Source organism: Kribbella deserti (genome assembly GCF_042434725.1).
GTDB classification, from domain to species: domain Bacteria; phylum Actinomycetota; class Actinomycetes; order Propionibacteriales; family Kribbellaceae; genus Kribbella; species Kribbella deserti.
In genome coordinates, this window is sequence record NZ_JBHLTC010000005.1 from 151,447 (window position 1) to 170,948 (window position 19,502).

Below are 19,502 nucleotides of genomic sequence, written 5' to 3' on the forward strand. Positions count from 1 at the left end.
CTTCAAGTGGAGCCGTCGCCACGCGCCAGATAGATCTTCGTGAACGTCTGCTGGACCAGGTCCTCCGCACGATGCCAGTCGCCACACCGCAGGTACGCCGTGACGCGCATGGCGTCCGACCGTGCAACGAAGTACGCATGGAACGCCTCGTCCCGATCAGGAGGCCCGCGGGGGGACTGCGGGCCGGTGCGATCAGCGGCGGCGCGGTCCGGCTTGCGCGCGAGCCTCGGCGGCGTCCAGGTCGGCCGCGTCGGTGATGGTCGCGTTGTTTTCGTAGGTGACCGAATCCGGGACGGCGTCGCTGCCGACCGGGTCGGCGTCCCACACGTTGCCGCGGTAGACCACGTTGTCCAGCGGCGGGTGGACGTGCAGTACGGCGGTGTTGTCGGCGCGCCGCACCACGTTGTCGGCCACGGTCACCCACGCCGCGCCGTAGTCGGTGTAGAGGGCGAAGTTGTACGGGGTGCGGGTGTCGGTGACGACGTTGCCGCGCACCACCGCTCCGTCGTCGTGCGATTCGCCCTGCGGCCCGGACACGACCCTGCCCGCCTCCAGCCGCCGCCGCTCATACGCGCGACCCTATTCCCGCAAGATCAGCAGCGACACGGGTTTTCCAGCTGGTTCCGATGGGATATGCGGACACTTGGACCGGTCTGGTTGGCTGGCACGCAGTCCCGATGCCGAGAAGGAAGCACCCAAGCACGAAGACGACGGTCGACTGGGTCAGTGCGGACGATCGACTTCCCGCGAGGGTCGGGTTTGGCGGGAGACTCAGGTGTACGGGTTGTCTCGGCCTGCGCTGCTGGAGCAGCGTTGGTTGCCGATGTCGTTGATGTACACGCAGACCCGCAGGCCGCTCCCGTACACCGGACATGCCAAGGCCCCGGGTCCCCGGGCGCTATTGACGTACTGCTTGCTTCATCACGTCGCCGCGCACCTAGCGGACTGCTCGGTGGAAGCCCCTGCCGCATCACCTAGTTGGCGACGCATGAGCGAAGCCCGGCGCGAATTCCACAACGGTTCTGGCCTTCTCAACAGCGGTTCCGCAGGTCATCATGGTCTCCGTCGAACCGCTTCGACGAATCGGCCGCCGCCCAGACCGACCTTGTGGAGAAGCCATGGACCCGAAAGACTCGAACTCGCCTCTGTTGCGCCGACGGTCGTTGCTGGCCGCGGGCGCCGCGTTGCCCGTGCTGGCAGCGACGGCACCTCCGGCGGCAGCGCAGACCCGCGTGGTCGTCGAACCGTCGATCGTGCAGCAGAAGATCCAGGGCTTCGGCGGTATGAATCATCCCAACTGGATCCCTGATCTCACCGCCGAGCAACGGGAGACGGCCTTCGGCACGGGCACGGGGCAGTTGGGCTTCACCATCCTGCGCATTCCCGTCCCGGAGAACCGCGCTGACTGGAGCCGGCAGGTCGCCACCGCCCGGCGTGCCACCGAGCTCGGAGCCAAGGTCTTCGCCTCGCCGTGGAACCCGCCGGCGTCGATGACCGAGACCTTCTCGGGAGGAAAGCGGCTGCGCTACGACTCGTACGGCGCCTATGCGCAGCACCTGAACGACTTCGTCACCTTCATGCGCGACAACGGAACGCCCCTGTACGGGATCTCGGTGCAGAACGAGCCGGACTACGCCCACGACTGGACGGCGTGGACGCCGGCCGAGATGGTCAGATTCCTGCGGCAGAACGCCGGCGCCATCAACACCAGGGTGATCGCGCCCGAGTCGTTCCAATACCGCAAGAGCGCGTCTGACCCGATCCTCAATGACCCCGCGGCACTGGCGAACGTGGACATTCTCGGCGCTCACCTTTACGGCACCAGGTCCGCTGACCTCCCCTACCCGCTCTTCCGCGAGAAGGGCGCCGGCAAGGAGCTGTGGATGACCGAGGTCTACCACCCGAACAGCAGCGACTCGGGCGACCTCTGGCCGCAGGCACTCGACGTGGGTGAGCACATGCACCGCGCGTTGGTGGACGGCCGGTTCCAGACGTACGTGTGGTGGTACATCCGCCGCTCGTACGGCCCGATGCGCGAGGACGGGCGGATCAGCAAGCGCGGCGCCAACATGGCCCACTTCTCGAAGTGGGTTCGGCCCGGCTACTTCCGCATCACCGCGACCGCAAAACCCGAGGCGAACGTCTTCATCACCGCGTTCAAGAACGGGTCCCGGACCGTCATCGTTGCCGTCAACAAGAACTCGTGGGCGGTGAACCAGCCGTTCACCATCCGGGGCACCACGGCCAGGACGGTCTCGACCTGGGTGACCACCGCGAACCGGACGCTGGCCGCAGACGCCACCATCACCATGTCGAGCGGCTCCTTCACCACCCAGCTACCCGCATACAGCATCAAAACCTTCATCGCCGGTTAACCCGCAGATCGTGACGAGGCCCAGGGCAACGACAAGACGTTGAAGGCCGCCTCGGAGGCCAACAGCGGACTTGCAATCGCCTGTACGGTGCTCGGTGTGGCGATGCGAACCTTGATGACTGGACCCGCGTGGGTGGCGTACGGGCAGATCTATGTGCAAAGCGGCGACCGGATACCCGAACTACCCCAAAGCTTCGGCGGGCAGACCAACGGTCTGTGCGGCGCCACCATCACCGGTGCACTGTTCCTGTTCACCGGTTTGCATACAGGCAAGGTCGACTTCGCCGTCGAACTGCACGACCAGACTCCGCCGGTGGACGAGACCTGGGAAGACATCGTCGAAGCCTCATTCCGGCCAGGGCCAGATACGGCCCTGGCCGGGTGGGGCGGTTCGGGATACTGGCCGCTGGACCTGCAACAGATCGACTACCGCGTTCGCTATTGCGCCTGGGGTATGGACGCCGGACAAGACACACCTCCCCCGCCACCCACCGCCGAACAGCAAGCAGCACTGGACCGTGAACGGCATGCGTCTGGTAGCCACGGGCTGCTGGAGTCCTGACCTCGACCAGGGCACAAAAGCCACGATGATCACCAATAGCTACCCGGTGATCCGGCTGCCCCGCGGCCACATCCGGCCAGCTGATCCAGGCTGGCGAGCTTCGTCGCGGGTTGACCAGCGGGTCGGGGGCTAGCGGAAGTCTCGGGAGGTGGTTTTGCCTGCTATCGGGAGGCGTTCGAGTTTTTCGGCGACGAGGTTGGTGACGTTGCCGGTGCGTTCGACTTTGCCGCGGATGATCATGGCGGCGGCGGTGCGGGCCACTTCCTTGTAGCGCTTCCAGGTGCCGACCCGTACGACGATGTTGGCGAAGCCGGTTTCGTCTTCGAGGTTGACGAAGGTGATTCCGGACGCGGTCGCGGGCCGCTGGCGATGCGTGACGACGCCGGCGACTCGTACCCGGGTGCCGTCCTTGGCCTCGCGCAGTTCGGCGGTGGACAAGATGCCTTCGGCGGTAAGAGCGGCGCGCACGTGGGCCATCGGGTGTGAGGTGGTGGTGATGCTGGTCGACCAAAGGTCAGCCATGGTCTCCTCGACCTCGGTCATTCCGGGCAGCATCGGCGGCGGCCCGGCCGCGGTGACACCGGCGAGCTGGCCGGGACGTTCCTCAGCGGCCGGTCCGGCGTTCCAGATGGCCTCGCGACGATCCAGCCCGAAGCAATCGAAAGCGCCTGCGGTCGCGAGTGCCTCCATCTGCGGCTTCTTCAGACCGGTACGGCGAACCAGGTCGCCCATATCGACGTACGGGCCGCCGCGGTTGCGCTCGGCAACGATCTGCTCGGCGACCTTCTCCCCGATCGTACGGACCTCGGCCAGCCCAAGCCGTACGGCGAAGTGCCCGTCGCGGCGATGCGTCGCGGTATCGAACGGCGCGTCGGCATCGAAAGGCCCGACCATCGGCTGCGGGTCCACCAGACACCCCGGATCCCCCGTCGGACCAGCCGGGGTTCGACCGTCTACCAGGTCTTCGAGCAGCGCGTGCACACCGGAGACCTGCAGGTCCGGGCGCCGTACCTCGACACCGTGCCGGCGAGCGTCCGCGGTCAACGACTGCGGCGAGTAGAACCCCATCGGCTGCGCCCGCAACAGCGCCGCCAGGAACGCGGCCGGGTAATGCAGCCGGAACCACGTCGAGGAGTACACGAGCAGCCCGAAACTGATCGAGTGCGACTCGGCGAACCCGAAGTTCGCGAACGCCTCGATCCGCGCGTACAGGTCGTCGGCGGTCTCGCCGGTGATGCCGTTGGCCGCCATCCCCTCGTACAGCTTGGACTTCAGCGACGAGATCCGCTCGATACCGCGTTTGGAGCCCATCGCCCGGCGCAGCAGATCCGCCTCATCACCATCGATCCCGCCGATCGCCATCGCCATCTGCATCAACTGCTCCTGGAACAACGGCACCCCCAGCGTCCGCTCGAGCACCGGCTCCAGCTTCGGATGCGGATAGGTGACCGTGTCCTTCCCTGTCCGGCGGCGGATGTACGGATGCACCGCACCGCCTTGAATCGGGCCCGGCCGGATCAGCGCGATCTCGCACACCAGGTCGTAGAACTTGCGCGGCAGCAACCGCGGCAGTGTCGCCATCTGCGCACGCGACTCCACCTGGAACACCCCGACCGAATCCGCCCGGCACAACTGGTCATAAACCCCGGCCTCTTCCTTCGGGATGGTGTGCAACTCCCACGACTCCCCCACCCGATCGCGCACGAGGTCGATGCAGTACTGCAACGCCGCCAACATCCCCAGACCGAGCAGATCGAACTTGACCAGCCCCATCCACGCGCAGTCGTCCTTGTCCCACTGCAACACCGTCCGCTTCTCCTTGCGGGCATGCTCGATCGGGACCACCTCCCCCACCGGCCGCTCGGTCAGCACCATCCCGCCGGAGTGAATCCCCAGATGGCGCGGGAACTTCAGCAGCTCGGTGGCCAGCTCGATCACCGGCTCGGGGATGTCGTTGTCGGTGGCGATATCCGAACCCCATCCGTCGATCTGCTTCGACCACGCGTCTTGCTGACCGGGTGCGTGACCGAGGGCCTTGGCGATATCGCGGATCGCGGACTTCGGCCGGTACGAGATCACGTTCGCGACCTGCGCGGCGTTACGGCGGCCGTACTTCTCGTAGACGTGCTGAATCACCTCCTCGCGCCGATCGGAATCGAAGTCCACGTCGATATCGGGCTCCTCGGTCCGCGTCGAAGCCAGGAACCGCTCGAACGGCAACCCGTACAAAATCGAGTCCACCGCCGTGATCCCCAGCGCATACACCACGGCAGAGTTGGCCGCCGATCCCCTGCCCTGACAGAGAATCCCCTTCGAGTGGGCGAAGTCGACGATGTCGTGAACGATCAGGAAGTAGCCCGGGAAGTTGCGTTCCTCGATCACCGCCAGCTCACGCTCGATCCGGTCCCACGCATCCGGGCGCTCGGCCTTGGTCCCGTACCGCAGCTTCGTCCCCTTGTAGGTGAGGTGCCGCAACCACGACATCGGCGTATAACCCTCCGGTACGTCGCGCAGCGGCAACTCCGGCTTGGCCCGGCGCAGGTTGAACCCCACCTGCTCCGCGATCTCCACCGATCGCGCCACCGCCCCGGGATACCGGTGGAAGCGTCGCGCCATCTCCGCCCCCGTCGGCAGATACGCCATCCCACTCGGCGGCAACCAACCATCAATATCGTCCAGCGAACGACGCGCCCGTACCGCAGCAACAGCCGACGCCAGACGGTGATCGCGCGGCTTCGCGTAATGCACGTTGTTCGTCGCCACCGTCGCCAACCCCATCCCGGCAGCCAACTCCGCCAACACGTCGTTGTCCTCGGCATGCGTCGGCTGCAGCTGATCGATCAACTCCACCACCACCCGATCCCGCCCGAACAACGCGACCAGCCGGTCCAGCTCTCCCCCGGCCGCCTCAGCGTCACCCCGGTTCGCGCCGGGCGGACGCAGCGCTTGGCGGACCAGGCCCTTGCGGCAGCCGGTCAAAATCACCCAGTGATCGCGACCGGCCTCCGCCAACTGCTCCAGGTCGTACACCGGGCGACCCTTCTCCCCACCCGCCAGATGCGCCTCGGTAATCGCGCCGGCCAGCCGGTGATACCCCTCCTTGCCGTCGGCCAGCACCAGCAAATGACTGCCCTCCGGGTCCGGTATCCCGTTTTGAGGTCCGGTCAGGTGCAGGGACAACTCCGCACCGAACACGGTGGGCAGCTCGTACGCCGCGGCGGACTCGGCAAACCGGGCCGCGCCGTAAAACCCGTCATGGTCGGTGATCGCCAGCGCCGACAACCCCAAGCGAACCGCCTCCTCGACCAGATCCTCCGGCGGCGAGGCCCCGTCGAGAAAGGAGAAGTTCGAATGGCAATGCAACTCCGCGTACGGCGTGACCGGGCCGACCGGTCGCGCGGGTGACTCCTCCACAGGCGGCACGTACGGCCCCCGGTGCTGACTCCACGCGGGCGAATCACCACCATCAGCAACGGCAGGGCGGTCCCCATGACTGTCCGGCCGGGTCCGGCCCGACAGCTTCCGCTCCAGCTCCGCCCACCGCATCGGCGGGTTGTTGTACGCCATCCGAGGCACCTCCCTACCCCCAGACTAGAACATGTGTTCGAGTGGGAGTTATGGTGTGAGTATGCCAGGGCGTTTCACAGTCAGACCCGACAACTCCGAGCCGGGAAGGTTCGGCGTCTGGGACGGCGCCGTCAACGGATGGCGTGCGAACGCCCGTACCGAGGCAGAAGCCCACCAACTCGTGGTCGACCTGGACATCCAGTTCGACGCCCACGGCCCACGCCCCGCCAGCGACGTACGGCGCCTCGAATCACCCCAACCCGTCTGGCGCGGCGACAGCCACCTCGACACCTGGCTGCGCGACAAAGGCCAGTGGTTCGGCCTCGTCCGCGACACCACCGGCCGCGCCACCTGGATACCTGCCGACCAACTCCGCGCCGGCGACCCTTCGACCAGCTAGACGCTACCGAGAATCGGTATGACGCCTGTCCAGGCGGGGCGGTTCGTAGGCTAAGGGAAGCACCGACTGGATCAGGAGTGAGATGACCGAGCTGACTACCGAACGGCTGCTGATGAGGCAGTGGAAGGCCGACGACTACGAACCGTTCGCGGCGATGAACGCCGACCCGGCCTGGTGTCGAGATCGGATGGCGACTTGCAAAGGATGCCTGGGGCAACGGTTATGCGACTGAGGCGGCACGGGCCTCGCTGGCGTACGCGTTCGGTCCGGCTGGACTGGACGACGTGATGTCGTTCACCACGACGACGAACAGGCCTTCTCAGCGAATGATGGAGCGGATCGGCATGACGCACGCTGGCCGGGCTCATCAGGGGCAGGGCTCGGGTGAGCGGCCGCTGGTTGCCAAGGCGGTCACGTCGGTCAGGGTCGGGACGTCGACACGAGGGCTCAGGGTGCCGTCCGCGCGGCGGCTGCGGATGAAGGCCTTACCGCCGGAGGTCGCGGTGATCTGCAGTTCGCCGCCGACCGAGCAGGCGGCGACCTGGTCGGCCTGGTCGCCGGTCAAGGTGGGCCATTGCCAACTGCCATCGGTGTGCTGAACCGCGTAGTACAGCTGCCCGGCCGCTGCGAGCACCACCATCATCTCCTCACCGACCACGGTCACGGCCACCGAGGTGATGCCGGCCATCGTGACGAACAAGTTCCGCGAGCTCCACGTGCCGTTGGGATGCCGCACGCGGTGATAGATCCGCGAGCCCGCGACCTGGATCATGTGGAAGCAGGCGTGATGCTCGGTTGCGGCTACCAGGTCCGAGGCGTCGCCGAGCCGGTTCGGCCCGTCCCAGCGGCCGTCCGGGAACTGCATGGCGTGATAGACCACTCCACCCGCCGCGAAAGCCAGCTGCAGGCATCCGACCACCACCGCGGCCGCGACCGACGAGACGCCGCCCAGGTGGCTGAACTCGTTCCGGCTCCCCCAGCTGCCGTCCACCGACCGCACCCGGTGATAGATCACGTCACCGGCCATCTCCACCACGTTCAGCGTGCCGTTGTACTCGGACGCCGCCACCAGCCGGCTCGGCCCTCCGAGCCCGTTCGGCCCGTCCCAGCTGTCGCCGACCTGCTGGATGGCGTGGTGGGCCGAGCCGCTCGCTACCGCGACGAGTTGCATCTGTGGGTCGAGGTAGGCACCTGGCGCGTCCAGCCGGTAGAGCGCGGCCGCGCCAGGGGCGAGCGTGACTGAGATCGTCGCCGGACTCGACTGGGCCTGGTAAGTCCTGGTGGCCGGATCGAACCGCGAAACGGCAGTCACCGTTGCGGTGTTCACGTTCAAGGTGGCCTGGGTCGTCGCGGAGTGCTTGGGGTTCGCCAGCAGGAGCCAACGGGTGCGGGGTTTTCGATCCTTGCCGCGGAAACGGCTGACAACGATCGGGCTACCCGATGTCGCGGTCAGGTACGTGTCCGGGGTGAACGGGATCGTGCCGGGCGGGCGGGAGCCGTTCGCGTGTGTCACCCACTCGGACACCAGCGGTTTGAGTTCCGCGCCGACGGGAGCAAGCCAGGTGGTGTTCAGTGTCGTGGCCGCGTCGTACACCGGAGACCGGTTGCCCTCGTAGTCGATCAGCGCCGGGCCGTAGCTTGGCGGCGGCTCGGGCGACCAGTAGCAGAAGTACTGGATGCCCTTACAGCCGTACGCCAAGCTGATGTTGACCTGCCACGCGAGCTCCGCGGCAGTCGGCATCCGGTAGTGCCAGTGGATGACGGACAGGATGTAGATCCAGGTCGGAAGCCCGGTACCGAGGCCGGCCGCGCGGAACTCCAGCCACTCGGCGAAGTAGGCGCTGTGGTCGGTGCCGTCGGCATACAACGGATAGCGGTCGTACGACAGCACCTGGGGACGAACGACGCTGATGAATTCCTGGATATAGCCTCGCCAACCCTGTCCGACATCGGGAAGCAGGTTGATGTTCTGCAGCAGGCCCGGAGCCGCCGCACGTAATGCAGCCGAACCGGTGCCGAGGCGGGGAAAGGCTGGTGCGCTTGGCTCATCGTCCAGCCGGAAGCCGGCGAACGACGGGTGCCGGACATATTCCTCGCGTAACTGCAGGGCCCGCTCGGGCCAGTTGACGACTATCGCCTTCAGCCCAGTCTGATCGGTGTACGACAGCGTGGTGTGGACATATTCCACGTCGTCCGCGTCTCTGGCGCCGACGAAGGTAGCGGTGAACCCGGCGTTCTTCATCTCCTGGAACCGCGCCAGGGTGTTGAACCTCGACTGCATCGACGGCGGCCAGAACGCCACGACCGGGAACTCCGGCCCCGACAGCACCGGCAGCGGCGTGCACCCAGCAACCGCCGTTCCGATTGCCTTCGCAGCTTGCACGGACACCGTGGTTCCGGGCAGAAAAGGCAGTACACCAGCTGCGGCAGCCAGCTTCAGCAATCCACGGCGGTCGATCCCCGGTCGGACTGTCGCGATCGGATCGTCGTTCATGACAGCTCTTCGTCCGGTCTGGCCGTGAGGTGTTCGGCGCACCTGTCTGCTGGCACCGAGAAGTCGAGCACGGCCGCCGCTTCGAAACCACCAATGCGACCGCGCTCGAATACTCCCAACCCGTGAACCGCATCAGCCGCCAGGCGCGGTACCAGAGATTCGACGGGTGCCGACGAGGTTGACGGGCGAGCGCGGCTGTGGGGTGGTGCGCTGGTGGCGGTGACGGCGCCGTGTGGAAGTTGACGGGTGGTTGAGATGTTGGGTGTCAACCTTCACGTCAGGCTTGGAGTCCTTTTTAGGACCGGTCGAATGCCGGTGCGGGGGCTACCGACGTGACAGCTGAAAGTGAGACGTACCTGTGGGTGTTTTCGGCAGATCAGCCGGCGGGGTGGCGATCACCGTCGCCGCGCTGCTCAGTACCACGCTCTCCGCGCCGGTCCAGGCCGGGCCCGAACCGGGCGGCGGTACCGGTCCGGCGATCCGGACCGGTGACGACTGGTCGATCGATGCCACCGGCAACGGTTTGCGGATCACGCTGCGATTGCCGGCGGCGGTTGCGCTGCGCGCGGCGCTGCCGATGCTCGCGGTCGACGGCCGTCCGCTCGGTGTGGCCCGCCAGTCCGGCGACGGCAAAACGCTGACCCTCGACACGAGCGACCCGGCCGCGCTCACCGCCAAGAAGGTCGAGCTGGTCTGGTCGACCGAACTCGGCCAGGACAAGTCCGCGCGCCGCTCGCTCGACACCGGCGCCGATTGGTCCAAGGCGCCGCAGGGCAAGGCGCTGGCGACCGATCCCGGCTCAACCGGCAAGTACAAGGTCGGCATCTCGGAGTACAACCTCGGTGACGAGGTCATCTATCTGTCCGGAATCAAGGCGAAATCCGAGCTCCGCGCCAAGGTCTACACCCCGGCCGGCGCGACCGGGAGGCGGCCACTGGTCGTGCTGCTGCACGGCCGCCACGGCTATTGCCACGGCACCTGGCCCGCTCCCGCGCCCGCCAAGACCTGGCCCTGCCCGACCGGCACGAAGCCCGTCCCGAGCTATCGCGGGTACGACGCTCCCGCCAACGCCCTCGCGTCGCACGGCTACCAGGTCATCTCGATCAGCTCCAACGCGATCAACGCCCACGACAACGACGCGTTCGACGCGGGCGCACTCGCTCGCGCCGAGCTGATCCTCGCCCACCTCGAGCTGTGGAAGAAGTGGTCCACGATCGGCGGCGCTCCGTTCGGCAAGGCCTACGTCGGCAAGGTCGACCTGACCAAGATCGGGTTGATGGGCCACTCGCGCGGCGGTGAGGGCGTCGTACGGGCTGCTCTGTTGAACGCCGAACGCGGGGGGAAGTACGGCATTCGCGCGGTTCTCCCGTTGGCGCCGGTCGACTTCGCTCGCGCGAACCTGCCGGGAACGGCGATGAGCGTCATCCTGCCGTACTGCGACGGCGACGTATCCGATCTGCAGGGGCAGCACTTCCACGACGACACGATGTACGCCGCAAGTGGGGACAAAGCCGCGCGCTCGACCGTGCTGGTGATGGGTGCCAACCACAACTACTTCAACACCGAGTGGACGCCGGGCACGTCCGAAGCGCCGTCAGGCGATGACTGGTGGGGCGACGAGACAGCTGAGCCATGTGGCGCCAAGGCCAAGATGCGGCTCACACCCGCCGAGCAGCTGGCCGTGGGCCGGGCCTACATCGCCGGCTTTTTCCGGCTCGAGCTTGGTCGCGAGACCGCGTTGCTGCCGCTCCTGGATGGATCGAACGCGCGCGCGGCGTCTGCAGGCCGGGCGATCACGCGCGTTGTCGCGCAGGCGCCGGCCACCAGCCGCTATGACGTGTCGCGACTCGACCGGCCGCTGCCGCCCGGTTCGGTCAGCGGTCAGGCGACGGCCACGGAGTGCACCGGCTGGGTCTTCGCGGCGAACGCGGCTCTCAAGACGCCGACCGCGTCGGCCGGACCGTGCGCGGCGGACCGGAACTTCGGCCGCTTCCCGCACTGGACGCCTGCTGCGTTCAGTCCGGAGGCACCGACAACATCGGCCATCTTGCTGAAGTGGACCGGGACGGACGGCGTCGTGCGCTTCGCCCTTCCAGCCGAACTCCGGGACGTACGGCGGTTCGCCGCGCTGAGCTTCCGGGCGGCACCCGGGCTCGACGTCAAGCAGCAGACGGACTTCACCGTTCGGGTGGTCGACGGCAAGAACAAGTCGGTCGACCTGCCGGTATCCGCGTTGAGCGACGCGCTGGCGCAGCTGCCGGGCGCGACGGGCGACGACCTGCTCCCGAAGACGATGCTGCGCTCGGTCCGGATCCCGCTCGCGGCTTTGAAGGGCCTCGATCTCACCGACGTCCGGGCCGTCGAGTTCCGTACGGACAAGGCCGCCGCAGGTTCGGCGTACATCTCGAATCTCGCCTTCTCGAAACCGTCGCTGAGCATTTCGGAACCGTCGAAACTGCCGCAGTTGTCGGTGAACGACCTCGGCACGATCAAGGAAGGCGACAGTGGCACGCAGACCCTGACGTACACGGTCAAACTGTCGCGACCGAGCACGGTACCGGTCACGGTCAACGCCGAGAGCAACACCCAAGACGTTCAGCCGAGCGCGAGAGCGGGAGCCACGCCGCTCGTCCGGAAGCTCGTCTTCAAGCCGGGACAGACCACTCAGCAGGTGTCCGTGCCGGTCAGCGGTAATACCCGGGACGGCTATGACCAGCGACTGAGCCTCGTGCTGTCGGCACCTACCGGCGCGATCCTGGCACGCTCGTTCGGCCAGACGACCGTGCTGGACGATGACCCGGAACCGACGTTCACGGTCGGCGATGGCGAGGGAACCGAGGACGGGCTGGTCCGCTTCCCGATCAAGCTGTCCGCGCCCACCGACAAGTTCTTCTACCTCAGTGGCGAGCTCGCCAGTGGTACGGCGATCCTGGGCAAGGACTTCCGCAGCTCACAGGACCCGGGCGGCCCAGATCCGGTGACGACGCAGTTCGGCACGATCGACCAGGACCAGACCGAAGGCTGGGCCGAAGTCCCGGCACTGACCGACACCGAGACCGAGCCCGATGAGAAGTTCATCTGGAAGGTCACCGAGGTGAGCGGCAAGCCCCTCGCCACACCGCTCACGCTGACCGGGACCATTCACGACAAACCCTGACCACCGACGGATACGCCCTGATATCGCCCAGCCAGGCCGTTAACAGGGCGTATCCGCGGCTGGGTTCCTCGGGCTTGGCGTCGCCGAGAGCAACGCCAAGCCCGAGGATCGCCCACATCCGGCGTGTGGTGACTGTGCTCGGCTCGGCCAAGCTGGTCATGACGAACGACCTTTGGTCCTTGGGCGCCTCTCCTGGCGGCCTCTCATCCCTATGACGAACGCCCTCACCCCAATCGGACCCAAGCGCCGGCGGGTCATCCGGGTTGGCGTTCATACACCTTGTTGGCGATGCGCCAGTTGCCGGCAGCGTCCGTGATCAACACGAACATGTCGACGAACTTCGATGACCCGTGGCGAAGGGTCATGGTGGCGGTGGCGATTGTGCCCCTCACGGTGAGGTGGTCGAGGGTGCGACGCCGGTCCTGCTCATCGAGGGCTGGACCGTTGAAGAGGCCGCAATATTCCTGGAGGCCCCAGGACGTGAATGCCCCATCACGGCGTCCCTCGATGTGTGCGGTCGGAAGGAAGGCGCGGCGGAAGTGTTCTGGGTCGCCGGTGGCGTGACCCCGGGCGTAGGCGTAGAGCGGATCGAGTACGGCGGGGTCTGCGGTGACATCCGGGGAGATCGTCAGTCGGGCGTCGGCGAGATGATCCCAGTCTTGCGTTACCGCGCTGAGGCGAGCGACGTCGTCGGTAGAGTCCAGCGCGCCGTTAGACAGCAGGATCCCGAGGACGGCAGAGGCATCCGTGGTGGCCGCGAGGCTGTCGGCCAGCAGCCGCAGATCCTTGCCGAGGGCAGCGACGGTGAACGCGCTGAGGGAATTCTGGCTGGGTGCCTTCGTGAGCAGGTCGCGCTTCTTGCTCACTGTCCCGGACAGAGCTGTTCGCTCAAGCATGTCGAGCACCGTGGCACGTGGCAGGCTGAGCGCTTCTCCTCTGTGCAATGCCCGCCTCAGAGCGAGCAGAGTGTCGCCGAGGACGCCATTCGCAACGAGTTTCAGGGCTGCGGCCTCACCTGACGTTTCCGCGACCAGGATCTCGCCGAGGGATTCAAGGACCTTTCTCGCTGGCTCGATGGGTTTGCCGCCAGTGAGGATGGTCAGACGGCCGGACTCTACTGCCGCCACAGATCCGATCACCGGTGCGTGCAGGTAGCCGCGTCCGTGCTGGGAGACCAACTGCGCGAGTTGCTCGGCCTCGGCAGGACTGACGGTGCTGTTGTTGACAACCGTTGCTGTTTCGGGGATGGAGTCCAGACAACTCTCGAGGACACTTCGGCAGGCAGTGGCGTCATAAAGACAGACAAGTACGACATCGGCGTCGGTGACTGCGTCTGCGGGAGTAGTGGTCCAGCCGGGGCTCGATGGCATCGAGGTGCGGTTCCAGGTGCGAACGTGGTGGAACATGCCGGCGCGCGTGGCCACGGCCGAGCCCAATCGGCCCAGACCAAGGACGGCGACATTGAGGCTTTTCATCATGAGCCCATGATCTGGATCAGCGGGCAATGCGACAATTGCAACCTTGGCATCGGTCCCATACCCAAATGGAATACTGACCCTTATGTCCCTCACCCAGTGGACCGCGTTCGTTGAGGTGTGCCGCGCCGGTACCTTCCGAGCCGCAGCCGAGGTCACCGGTTTCACTCAGCCTGCGTTGTCTCGCCAGGTAGCAGCCTTGGAGCGCGATCTCGGCGTCAGCTTGTTCGTGCGAAACTCGCGAGGAGTCTCTCCCACTCCGGCCGGAGAGGCGTTACTGCCACATGCACGGCTGGTCGTCAACGAGGCCAGGCGAGGCGCTGATGCGGCTCGCCAGGCACGAGAAGGTCAGCCGCGACTGGTACTGGGCGCAGTTCCTTCTGCAGCAGCGTCTCTCGTGCCGCGGGCGATCCAGTCGATGATGATGAGCGAGCCGAATCTGGAGTGGACGATCGTCTCGGGACTCACCCCGCGGTTGGTCGAGATGGTGCTCAGCCAAGAGATCGATGCCGCTGTCGTCACCGACGCACCGCCAGGCTTTCCCGCCACCAAGGAACTGGTAGCCACCCACTTGTTCGACGACGAGATGGTGATCGTTGCACCACTCGAGCACCGCCTGGGAAACAGATCCCTGGTGAACATGGCCGATCTGGCTGGGGAGATCTGGATCGAGGACAACGCCGGATCGGAGAGCCTGCTCCGGCAGCTCGCCGTACGCGCCGGCTTCGAACCACGACTGCATCGCAGCGCCCAGGATCTGCCCACCAAGACCGGCCTCGTAGCTGCGTCCCTGGGCGTGGCACTGATTCCGCAACTCCTTGTCCCGTCATTGCGCAGCGACCTCGCCCTGCTCCGGCTGGAACAACCTGCATACCGAGGCATCTATCTGCTTACCCGACGCGAGGACAGATCCCTCGACACCCTTCGAACCGCACTCCTCACTAGCCGGCCGGCCTGACCTCCTCGAGCAGCTGCACGGCCGCCGGCGACGCCATCGACCGGCCATCGCTCGACGGCGGTGACGAAAGCTCCGGCGGCCGCCTCCCTCGACGCCGTTCACAGGAACGGCCGCACCTCGACCTTGCGGTCGCAGATCTTCGATGCCTCGGTGGCGAGCTGGAGCGCCACCTCCAGATCCGGAACCTCCCACACCCACACGCCGGCGAGGTACTCCTTGGATTCCACGAAGGGCCCATCGCTGAACACCGGTCGCTCGCCGCGGTTGTCGATGACCGTGGCGGCGCCGGTGTCCGCGAGTCCGCCGGCAAAAACCCAGTAGCCGTCGGCGATCAGCCGTTCGTTGAAAGCGCTGATGGCAGGCTGCCGGTCCGTGCTGCCCGGATTGGCCTTGTCATCGATCACGGAAATCAAATACTGCATCTCGAGTTCATCTCCTCTGGTGTCGGGAAACGTCGTCCCGGTGTGGGCGCCTTCACCTCTGAGACGAACAGCACCGCCCCGATCCGACACCGCCCGATTACGGCAGGCTCAGAATCCGTTGATCATGGTGCGGAGGTCGCACGGCCCCGCTTCGAAGCATCGGCGGGACCCAGCCGCAGAATGTGAGCGGCCAGATCCGCCGCGATCCGCGCCGGCCTTGCGTCAGGACGCGTGACGGCGCTCGCCAGCGTGCCCTCGATCAGGAACATGATGCGCTCGGCTTCGTCGGCCGACTCGGCATGCCCAAGCCGATCCAGCTCGTGCTGAATCAACCGATGCAGCTCGGCACGGTACTCGCGGGCGACGGCATGGGCGGGATGCTCGGGATCCTGTAGAGCCAAGTCGGCGCCGAGGTAACGGCAACCACGAAAACCCTCGGCCGTCACTGCGGCCTCGAGATGATCGAAGATCGCCAGGATCCTTCGAGCAGCGTCTGGCCCGGCTGCAGACATCGCTGCACGATATGCGTCGAGATCCTTCGCCGCGGCGCCACGCAGCACTTCCGCGAGGAGCTCGTCCTTACCCCCGAAGTGCTCGTAGAGAGAACGCCGGGCGACGTTCGCCTCCTTCAGCAGCGCGGCGATCCCCACACCCGCCCCCTCGCGATAGGTGAGGCGCTCGGCGGCTTCGACGAGGCGTTCCCTGGGGCCTCGCTGCGCGGGTCTGATCACCCGCCCAGGATGCCGCACTTGCGCGAGTAGATCAACCGGTCTACCGTCTGCATAGACCACTCGGTCTACCAAGAGAGAAAGGCGCCCGCCATGCCGAACCGCACTCCTGCCGAGGTCATCCACCAGTTCAACAAGGCCTTTGTGGACCACGATCCGGACCTGCTCGTCGGCTTGATCGGCACCGACTGTGTGATGGAAGCGATCCAGCCGGCACCCGAGGGCGAGCGAATCGAGGGCGAGGATGCATGTCTGGCGTTCTGGCAGGCGCTCGCCGGGGACGACGCCACCCAGTTCGAGCCAGAACAGGTCGATATCGCCGGGGAACGCGCGACCATCCGCTGGCGATACCGCTATGGCGCGGCAGAGACCGACTACGTTCGCGGCGTCAACCTGATGCGCGTTGCCGACGGCGTTATCGTCGAGGCGCTCGGCTACAGCAAGACCCCGGCCGCCGAAGCCGTGCCGCTCGCCACGACGACCAGTGCATAGCCAGGTAAAGACGGCTGAAATGCGGTCCGGGATGGGTTCACAAAGCTCGAGCGGTGGACTGGACCGGCTGGCAGACTGTCGGCGTGGGTGGGTTGATGGTGAGTTGCCTCGGGCCGTTGCAGCTCGAGCGGAGTGGGCAGCCGCTGTTGCTGACGAGCCGTCGGTCCCGGATCGTGCTAGCGATCCTGGCTTTGTCCGCGCGGCAGCCGGTGTCGGTAGAGCGGCTGGCCGGAGCGGTCTGGGAGGACGTGAACCCGCCACGCGACCCGCGCGGCAGTTTGCACACGCTGGTGTCCAGGGTCCGGACGAGCATTGGACCGGAGTTCATCGAGACCCAGGCCGCGGCGTACCGGCTGGCGGTCGATCCGGACGATGTCGACGTGCTGCGGTTCCTGCGCCTCTCCCACGACTTGCCGGCGGCCGACGCGCCGCTGCTCGAAGAGGCGCTCGCGTTGTGGCGGGGCGTTCCGTTCGTTGATATCGGTTCGCCGTGGCTCGATCGCTACGAGCGGCCCCCTCTGGTCGAACGGTACCTGGCAACGGTCGAGCGCCGCGCCGATCTCGCGCTCGCGTCCGATACCGCAGCCGACCAGCTGCCGCGGCTCGACCAGCTCGCCACCCAGTACCCATTGCGCGAGCCGCTGCTGGCTCGCCTATTGCTCGCCCTCGACCAGATGGGGCGGACCGCCGAGGCTCTCCGCCGGTACGACGTCCTGCGCGCCGAACTTGCCGAGGAACTCGGCGCCGATCCTGGTCCCGAGTTGCAAGACGTCCACGCCCAACTGCTCAGGCGTACGGCGATCGGCCCGGCCGGCCGTCGTACGTCGAAAGCGCCGGGCCGGCTGGCTCCGCGGCAGCTTCCGCGGCCCGTCAACGGATTTGTCGGGCGTGCCGACGAGCTGGCGCGGCTCGACGCGCTCCTACCGGCCGACGGCGTGGCCGTTATCTCGGCGATCGGTGGCGCGGCCGGTGTCGGCAAGACCACGCTGGCGCTGCATTGGGCACATCGCGTCTCGGATCGCTTCCCCGACGGACAGCTGTACGTCAACCTGCGCGGCTTCGACCCGACCGGACAGGTGACCGAGTCGGCCGACGCCTTGCGAGCGCTGCTCGACGCACTTGGCGTACCAGCGGAGCGCATCCCTGTTGATGCCGAGTCGCGAGCAGGCCTGTATCGGACCGTGCTGGCCGGGAAACGGCTTCTGGTGCTGCTGGACAACGTCCGCGACGTCCAGCAGGTTCGTCCGCTGCTGCCGGGGTCACCCGGCTGCCTGACGCTCATCACCAGCCGAAACCAGCTCTTCGGACTGGTCGCGTCGGAGGGCGCCTCGCTGATCTCCGTCGACCTGCTCGGCCTCGCGGAGGCGCGTCAGCTGCTCGCGGCCCGGGTCGGCGCCGAACGCATCGCCGCCGAACCCGAGGCGACCGACCAGATCGTCCACAGCTGCGCGCGCCTGCCGCTTGCCCTGGTCATCGTCGCGGCCCGTGCGGTCACACGTCGCGACCTCCGCCTCGATGCCCTGGCGAGGGAGTTGTGCGAGAGCCACCGGCGCCTGGACGCCCTGGCCGGTGACGACCCGACCACCGACGTACGCGCTGTCTTCTCCTGGTCCTACGAAACGCTCAGTCCGGAAGCCGCGCGGTTGTTCCGGTTGCTCAGCCTGCATCCGGGCCAGGGCATCTCGGCCTCTGCCGCGGCCAGTTTGGCGGCGGTGCCCCTTCGGCAGATCAAGGCCGTACTCACCGAACTGACCCGCGCCCACCTGGTTGTCGAGGAGAGTCCAGGCCGGTACGGCTTTCACGATCTGCTTCGCGTTTACGCCGCTGACCTCGCCCGCCAGCACGACACCGACGACGAGCGCGCCGCGGCGCGCCACCGGGTCCTCGACTGGTACCTCCACAGTGCGCTTGAGGCTGCTCTCCTGATCAGCCCGCAGCGCCGGCTGCCCGAGGTTCCGCCCGCTGTTGACGGGGTCATCACCGAACCCTTCACCGAAGGTACGGCGGCGCTAGCGTGGCTGACGACCGAACGGTCTGCCTTGCCGGGAGTGATCGCCCACATGAGCACCGCAGGGCTGCACGTTTCTGTCTTCGCTATCGCGCGAGCAGTCGCCGTCTTCCTCGAACGGCAAGGGCATTGGCCGGACCTGGCCGCAGCTTCGCGGGCGGGCCTGGCGGCAGCGGTTCACATGGGTGACCGGGGCGAGCAGGCCCACGCCCACCGCGGCCTTGCCCTCGCGCTCAGCGGACTTGGCCACCGGGACGAGGCCGACAGCGAGCTCCAGGCGGCTCTGCGTCTGCACGACGGTCTCGACGATCCGGTTGGCGCCGCACATATCCGCAGCACCCTCTGCCGGGTCCTGTCCTCCCAGCACAAGTACGCCGACGCGCTTCGGCACGCGCGACTGGCTCACCAGCTGTTCCAGGTCGCCGGTCACGAGCAAGGCCAGGCCGCGACGCTCAACAACATGGGCTGGTACCTGGTGATGCAAGGCAGAGTCCGGGAAGCGCTGACCGCGACCCGACGCGCCCATCAGCTGTACGGACGAGTCGCTGATCGCAGTGGACAGTCCTCGACCTGGGACAGCCTCGGTTACATCCTGCACCAGCTCGGCCATGCCCACTTCGCGATCGGCTGTTACCTCCGCGCACTGGACGTGCAAACCGAGTTCGGCAAGCGGTTCGACCAGGCGATCACGCTCGACCACCTCGGCGACAGCTATCACGCCATCGGCAAGCAGGTGGCCGCAACCGAAGCCTGGCAACAGGCCTTGACCATCTTCGACGACCTCCAGCACCCCGAAGCCACCACCGTCCGCGCCAAGCTGCCGGTCCGGCCCCGACCGAGCTTGGTCGAGGCCGAACCGAACTAA

At 66.8% G+C, this 19,502-nt stretch carries 14 protein-coding genes and 1 pseudogene; 9 read left to right on the plus strand and 6 right to left on the minus strand.

The features are described from left to right. Positions 1–192 precede the first annotated feature (192 nt). Positions 193–537: a hypothetical protein gene (locus ACFFGN_RS04790; RefSeq protein ID WP_380044067.1), complete on the minus strand. Its 345-nt coding sequence runs from the start codon at positions 535–537 to the stop codon at positions 193–195. Positions 538–1,118: 581 nt separating this feature from the next. On the opposite strand from ACFFGN_RS04790, the gene xynC reads away from it, so the two are divergent. Together xynC and ACFFGN_RS04800 are read left to right on the plus strand one after the other, a co-directional pair. After that, on the plus strand, positions 1,119–2,375 hold the full coding sequence (gene xynC / locus ACFFGN_RS04795) for a glucuronoarabinoxylan endo-1,4-beta-xylanase XynC (protein WP_380044068.1): 1,257 nt from the start codon (positions 1,119–1,121) through the stop codon (positions 2,373–2,375). 102 nt (positions 2,376–2,477) lie between these two features. Next, on the plus strand, positions 2,478–2,936 hold the full coding sequence (locus ACFFGN_RS04800) for a hypothetical protein (RefSeq protein ID WP_380044195.1): 459 nt from the start codon (positions 2,478–2,480) through the stop codon (positions 2,934–2,936). A gap of 129 nt (positions 2,937–3,065) precedes the next feature. Here ACFFGN_RS04800 and ACFFGN_RS04805 read toward each other — a convergent pair whose 3' ends face one another. Next, on the minus strand, positions 3,066–6,503 hold the full coding sequence (locus tag ACFFGN_RS04805) for an error-prone DNA polymerase (protein ID WP_380044069.1): 3,438 nt from the start codon (positions 6,501–6,503) through the stop codon (positions 3,066–3,068). Positions 6,504–6,564: 61 nt separating this feature from the next. On the opposite strand from ACFFGN_RS04805, the gene ACFFGN_RS04810 reads away from it, so the two are divergent. The 3 genes and pseudogenes from ACFFGN_RS04810 to ACFFGN_RS04820 form a co-directional block, all read left to right on the plus strand. Further along, positions 6,565–6,903 (plus strand): hypothetical protein, encoded by a 339-nt coding sequence (locus ACFFGN_RS04810; protein WP_380044070.1) that lies wholly within the window; start codon positions 6,565–6,567, stop codon positions 6,901–6,903. A gap of 82 nt (positions 6,904–6,985) precedes the next feature. Beyond that, positions 6,986–7,135, plus strand: a complete 150-nt coding sequence (locus tag ACFFGN_RS04815) for a hypothetical protein (protein ID WP_380044071.1) — start codon at positions 6,986–6,988, stop codon at positions 7,133–7,135. Next, positions 7,086–7,193, plus strand: a pseudogene (locus ACFFGN_RS04820) (GNAT family N-acetyltransferase); the annotation flags it as partial. The gene ACFFGN_RS04815 and the pseudogene ACFFGN_RS04820, both read left to right, overlap by 50 nt. A 77-nt stretch (positions 7,194–7,270) precedes the next feature. Here the strand turns inward: ACFFGN_RS04820 and ACFFGN_RS04825 are convergent. After that, positions 7,271–9,397 carry a hypothetical protein gene (locus ACFFGN_RS04825; RefSeq protein WP_380044072.1) on the minus strand — a complete coding sequence of 709 codons (2,127 nt, stop codon included), beginning with the start codon at positions 9,395–9,397 and terminating at the stop codon, positions 7,271–7,273. 388 nt (positions 9,398–9,785) lie between these two features. Here ACFFGN_RS04825 and ACFFGN_RS04830 point away from each other — a divergent pair, with 388 nt between their 5' ends. Continuing rightward, positions 9,786–12,554 carry a hypothetical protein gene (locus tag ACFFGN_RS04830; protein WP_380044073.1) on the plus strand — a complete coding sequence of 923 codons (2,769 nt, stop codon included), beginning with the start codon at positions 9,786–9,788 and terminating at the stop codon, positions 12,552–12,554. 254 nt (positions 12,555–12,808) lie between these two features. On the opposite strand, the gene ACFFGN_RS04835 is transcribed toward ACFFGN_RS04830, so the two are convergent. Beyond that, entirely contained in the window at positions 12,809–14,032 is a 1,224-nt protein-coding gene (locus tag ACFFGN_RS04835; protein ID WP_380044074.1) for a nuclear transport factor 2 family protein, read from the minus strand. Positions 14,033–14,114: 82 nt separating this feature from the next. Between ACFFGN_RS04835 and ACFFGN_RS04840 the strand changes: the two genes are divergently transcribed. After that, positions 14,115–14,987, plus strand: coding sequence for a LysR family transcriptional regulator (locus tag ACFFGN_RS04840; protein WP_380044075.1), 873 nt, complete (start codon positions 14,115–14,117; stop codon positions 14,985–14,987). A 98-nt stretch (positions 14,988–15,085) separates the two neighbouring features. Here ACFFGN_RS04840 and ACFFGN_RS04845 read toward each other — a convergent pair whose 3' ends face one another. Together ACFFGN_RS04845 and ACFFGN_RS04850 are read right to left on the minus strand one after the other, a co-directional pair. Further along, positions 15,086–15,409: a YciI family protein gene (locus ACFFGN_RS04845; RefSeq protein ID WP_380044196.1), complete on the minus strand. Its 324-nt coding sequence runs from the start codon at positions 15,407–15,409 to the stop codon at positions 15,086–15,088. Positions 15,410–15,531: 122 nt separating this feature from the next. Continuing rightward, positions 15,532–16,140, minus strand: coding sequence for a TetR family transcriptional regulator (locus tag ACFFGN_RS04850; RefSeq protein WP_380044076.1), 609 nt, complete (start codon positions 16,138–16,140; stop codon positions 15,532–15,534). 90 nt (positions 16,141–16,230) lie between these two features. Here ACFFGN_RS04850 and ACFFGN_RS04855 point away from each other — a divergent pair, with 90 nt between their 5' ends. Continuing rightward, positions 16,231–16,629 (plus strand): nuclear transport factor 2 family protein, encoded by a 399-nt coding sequence (locus ACFFGN_RS04855; RefSeq protein WP_380044077.1) that lies wholly within the window; start codon positions 16,231–16,233, stop codon positions 16,627–16,629. A gap of 83 nt (positions 16,630–16,712) precedes the next feature. Then, positions 16,713–19,502: an AfsR/SARP family transcriptional regulator gene (locus tag ACFFGN_RS04860; RefSeq protein ID WP_380044078.1), complete on the plus strand. Its 2,790-nt coding sequence runs from the start codon at positions 16,713–16,715 to the stop codon at positions 19,500–19,502.

Coding starts and splice junctions, on each gene's coding strand:
- ACFFGN_RS04800 (WP_380044195.1), top strand. CDS start 2,478: ATGCGAACCTTGATGACTGGACCCGCGTGGGTGGCGTACGGGCAGATC.
- ACFFGN_RS04805 (WP_380044069.1), bottom strand. CDS start 6,503: ATGGCGTACAACAACCCGCCGATGCGGTGGGCGGAGCTGGAGCGGAAG.
- ACFFGN_RS04845 (WP_380044196.1), bottom strand. CDS start 15,409: ATGCAGTATTTGATTTCCGTGATCGATGACAAGGCCAATCCGGGCAGC.
- ACFFGN_RS04835 (WP_380044074.1), bottom strand. CDS start 14,032: ATGATGAAAAGCCTCAATGTCGCCGTCCTTGGTCTGGGCCGATTGGGC.
- ACFFGN_RS04855 (WP_380044077.1), top strand. CDS start 16,231: ATGCCGAACCGCACTCCTGCCGAGGTCATCCACCAGTTCAACAAGGCC.
- xynC (WP_380044068.1), top strand. CDS start 1,119: ATGGACCCGAAAGACTCGAACTCGCCTCTGTTGCGCCGACGGTCGTTG.
- ACFFGN_RS04815 (WP_380044071.1), top strand. CDS start 6,986: ATGACCGAGCTGACTACCGAACGGCTGCTGATGAGGCAGTGGAAGGCC.
- ACFFGN_RS04810 (WP_380044070.1), top strand. CDS start 6,565: ATGCCAGGGCGTTTCACAGTCAGACCCGACAACTCCGAGCCGGGAAGG.
- ACFFGN_RS04840 (WP_380044075.1), top strand. CDS start 14,115: ATGTCCCTCACCCAGTGGACCGCGTTCGTTGAGGTGTGCCGCGCCGGT.
- ACFFGN_RS04825 (WP_380044072.1), bottom strand. CDS start 9,397: ATGAACGACGATCCGATCGCGACAGTCCGACCGGGGATCGACCGCCGT.